General features: G+C 52.8%; 5 protein-coding genes. All 5 read left to right on the top strand.

The features are described from left to right. Positions 1-329 precede the first annotated feature (329 nt). Complete coding sequence (locus ACOCD2_RS14985; protein WP_419589733.1) at positions 330-980, top strand: AAA family ATPase; 651 nt, start codon at positions 330-332, stop codon at positions 978-980. A 29-nt stretch (positions 981-1,009) separates the two neighbouring features. After that, positions 1,010-1,264 carry a ribbon-helix-helix domain-containing protein gene (locus ACOCD2_RS14980; RefSeq protein ID WP_419590253.1) on the top strand — a complete coding sequence of 85 codons (255 nt, stop codon included), beginning with the start codon at positions 1,010-1,012 and terminating at the stop codon, positions 1,262-1,264. Positions 1,265-1,272: 8 nt separating this feature from the next. Further along, the gene (locus ACOCD2_RS14975) at positions 1,273-1,518 is read left to right on the top strand and encodes a hypothetical protein (RefSeq protein ID WP_419625762.1); all 246 of its coding nucleotides are present in this window, start codon (positions 1,273-1,275) and stop codon (positions 1,516-1,518) included. Between the two features lie 95 nt (positions 1,519-1,613). Continuing rightward, positions 1,614-2,672 carry a replication protein RepA gene (locus ACOCD2_RS14970; protein WP_419594067.1) on the top strand — a complete coding sequence of 353 codons (1,059 nt, stop codon included), beginning with the start codon at positions 1,614-1,616 and terminating at the stop codon, positions 2,670-2,672. Positions 2,673-3,066: 394 nt separating this feature from the next. Further along, positions 3,067-3,262 (top strand): hypothetical protein (locus ACOCD2_RS14965; protein WP_419625761.1); only part of this gene is annotated, 196 nt, incomplete at its 3' end.

Below are 3,262 nucleotides of genomic sequence, written 5' to 3'. Positions count from 1 at the left end.
CCATCATGAACAAATCACCGAAAAAATTCAGCTTATTTCAGACTCACCTCATACTGGAAATACGGCCTACGTTCAGACTCATTTCATATTGGACAAGGCTACCAGGAACAGAAGAATCAGGACACCGGCCCCTCCGTGCGCCGACTGACTCCCTAAGAGATAGCCGAACTGCGCCGGGATATGGCCGAGGAGTCGGCCTGGGCACGGGCAGAACTAGCCAGAAGAAGGCAGCGCAAAGAATGTGGCTTGAATATTCAAAATGATTTGACAGAGGATGATTCCTAGGTAATTATATAACCCTATTTTGAATATTCAAAAAGGGGATATACGTGATTATAGCAATAGCGAATACAAAAGGAGGGGTAGGGAAAACAACCCTAGCCGTACAGATAGCCGTTAGTCGCGCCCGGGAAGGTCGGGACGTGTGGCTGATTGATGGCGATCGGCAGGGCACCGCCGCCGCCGCTATTGCAGCCAGAGCGGAAGCTAACAGGGTGCCTAGTATTGCCTGCGCTCAATATCCAGATGGGCCACAACTTCGCGCCCAAGTACAGCAGCAGGCGCATAAGTGGGACGACATTGTGATTGATGTCGGTGGGCGCGACTCTACCGCGCTCCGGGCCTCGCTGATCCTGGCCGACATTCTACTAGTACCTTTCGCCCCACGTTCCTATGACGTGTGGGCACTGGATGATATGGCAGCCTTGGTTGATGAGGCACACAGCGTCCGTGACGGACTGAAAGCCTACGCGGTTCTGAACATGGCCGACCCTGGCGAACGCTCGACCGATAACGCAGAGGCCGCCGATGCCGTGGCCGAAGTTCCGCAGTTTACCTACCTGCCGACTATAATTCGCCGCCGCAAGGCGTTCAGCAATGCGGGCGGGGCCGGGCTGGCCGTGGGAGAAATGACCCCGAAAGACCCTAAAGCAGTGGCCGAGCTTGCTGCACTTATTGAACCTATTTTTAACTTTCTTTGAATATTCAAAAGCGTTAAGGAGTACATGAAATGGCAATTCAGAAAAAACCTAAGACACAGGACAAGACAGACGCTTTTATGACCGGTGCCCCTGATGCTGGAGCCGCGACCGACAAAGCTGCACCGTATGAAAAAGGCATTACCAAGGGCAAGAAAAGACAAGTCAGCATCACCATAGCGGGCGATCTGTTGCGCCAGGTAGACGAGCAGGCCGAGGCAATGGGAACGGGCCGTTCCGCATTTATTTCAATGGCACTTTATAAAGCACTGAAAGAATATGATTAGAACTTTAAATGAATATTTATAGAATATTCATTTACAAGCGTGTCTTCGACCTCGCGATAAATTTTGGGGCATCCCAGTCCCCAAAATCGACTCGGCCTTTGACAACCTATTCGTGCCCCAGCCGTCCTGGTCACCCAGCACTACGCAACAACTTCGCAAGCTCGTTGCTGCTCCGTACTTGTCTCCCAATGACTGGACGCCGCGTTTGGATGCCTACTTTGCTTCCCCTCTGGCGCTATGCGCACGACGGGTAAGCAGTGCGGCCTCGCGGCTACTGGGGACTACCAGCCTTCGCTTCGCTCTCCATGGCTGGCAGCGGCTGTGTTTTAGCTGCTAAAAAGGAGGGGGAATGGCCCAGCAATTCAACGAACTAGAATACCGAGAACAACTCATTGCCAAAGGCGTTGACCCCGCCCAAGCGTTCGACTTGGCCCGTCGCACGGCGGAAGCTCAAGGCTTGCCGCCTGCCCAGGCCAAGCAGGAAGCAACCAAGAAAGCCCCCGCCAAACGCCGCAGTAAGTCCAGCAAGAAAGGCTCGATTACAAAGAAAGAAAAGGAGCTAATCGATTCCGGATTACAGATCGCAGAAAAGGAGCCAAGCAACGATGATCTGACATTCATGCATTCGATCATGTGCCAAGTAGGTCTGCCGCGCTCTAAGGTTAACGGTTTAGAGTTCGAACGTGTTTGTGGCGGAGCTGGTCTATACATCCGTGCCGGTAAGCTATGGGACGGAAAACAGTTCATCCAGCAACCCCTTCCCTATGGCCCTATGCCTCGCCTGGTAATAGCCCACTTGAACACAGAAGCATTACGCCAAAGGTCTCCTGAAATCGAAGTAGGCAACAGCGCGGCCAGCTTCTTGAAGCGGTTGGGCAAGGAGTCAAGCGGCGGGCGTAATGGAACTCTTACTAACTTCCGCAAACAGATTCAGGCGCTTTCGGCATGCAGTATGACGCTGGGAATTACCACGGCTGCCAAGGCTATCACCTACGACGGTAAGCCAATCCAGCAGTTTGAGGCTTGGCTAGCCAACAGCGAGGAACAGGGGACACTATGGCCCGGTACTATCACCTTTTCCCAAGAGTATTATCAGACCCTGACTGATCACGCAGTCCCCTTGGATCTCCGTGCTATGCACGCTTTGGCTGGTAGTGCCTTGGCAATGGATATATATGTGATGTTGGCTGACAGGCTCCACAGGATCAACGGGCGGCCTCTAGTTCTACACTGGCGCAGTCTTCGTGAACAGTTTGGCCAAGAATACAACGATAACAAGAACTTCAAGAACGCGTTTATACCGGCGTTAAAGCAAGCCCTTACCGTATACAGCCAAGCTAAGGTAAAGCAGGTTAACGGGGGTCTGTTGCTGATGTCCAGCCCTCCGCCGATCCCCTACAAAGGATGATCCCGATTACCCGGCAAACGCGCCTAGTTTTTCATGACGGTGTTGAAAACACTGTGATTTCAATAAGTTATGCACGCATAATCACCACCCCCTAGGCACGCATAATCACCACCCCCTAAGCCCAAAATCACGCATAATCACCACCCCCTAGGCGCGCATAATCACCACCCCCCTAAACCTATAAGGTATCCCTTTAAAAAGACCTTTATATATATACCTATAGTTTGAGCAGGCAATTTTGTGGGAAACTCACACCACAGCACAAACTGAAACGCGGCAAAAAGTAGCACCCCGGCCTGAACCGGGGCGCTTGGTAGGGTACTGCTACACCGCTGCCGTGGTCCAGGGTATGGGACCAGGGCCATTGAACAGGACCAAGTGTGTCTTCGACCTCGTGATAGATTTTGGGACATCCCAGTCCCCAAAATCGACTCGGCCTTTGACAACCTATTTGTGCCCCAGCCGTCCTAGTCACCCAGCACTACGCAACAACTTCGCAAGCTCGTTGCTGCTCCGTACTTGCCTCCCAATGACTGGACGCCGCGTTTGGATGCCTACTTTGCTTCCCCTCTGGCGCTATGCGCACGACG

Origin of the sequence: Thiolapillus sp. (genome assembly GCF_048562965.1) — a bacterium.
Classification (GTDB): Bacteria; Pseudomonadota; Gammaproteobacteria; order Chromatiales; family Chromatiaceae; genus Thiolapillus; species Thiolapillus brandeum_A.
This window is presented reverse-complemented; position numbering and strand designations above follow the sequence as displayed.

Coding starts and splice junctions, on each gene's coding strand:
- ACOCD2_RS14980 (WP_419590253.1), top strand. CDS start 1,010: ATGGCAATTCAGAAAAAACCTAAGACACAGGACAAGACAGACGCTTTT.
- ACOCD2_RS14975 (WP_419625762.1), top strand. CDS start 1,273: ATGAATATTTATAGAATATTCATTTACAAGCGTGTCTTCGACCTCGCG.
- ACOCD2_RS14970 (WP_419594067.1), top strand. CDS start 1,614: ATGGCCCAGCAATTCAACGAACTAGAATACCGAGAACAACTCATTGCC.